1 pseudogene is annotated in these 296 nt (G+C 46.6%); it reads left to right on the forward strand.

From position 1 onward, the window contains the following. Window positions 1-296 (forward strand): annotated as a pseudogene (locus ABD353_RS40690) (protein RepA); the annotation flags it as partial.

Consider the following 296-nt stretch of genomic DNA (forward strand, 5'->3'; position numbering starts at 1 on the left):
ACCAGGTGGAACTTGAAGCTGATCAGCGACTATGGGAACTCTACCAAACTGATTACACTGTTCTGCTACGACATAAACCGATAAACGCTTTAACCCGAAAGGAAGCAGCTCAGGCCCTGTATACTTTCATCGAAAGCCTGCCTACGAACCCAGTCCCCATATCTTTCAAACGAATACGAGACAGGCTCTCATTGCTCTCTCCGGTAAAGGAACAGAACCGTATCATTAAACTGGCCCTCAAGCAGTTGCAGGATATTGGGTACCTTGACCACAGCATCACCAAAAAAGGTAAAGAC

It is taken from the genome of Kitasatospora arboriphila, from assembly GCF_039528095.1.
Lineage (GTDB): Bacteria > Actinomycetota > Actinomycetes > Streptomycetales > Streptomycetaceae > Kitasatospora > Kitasatospora arboriphila.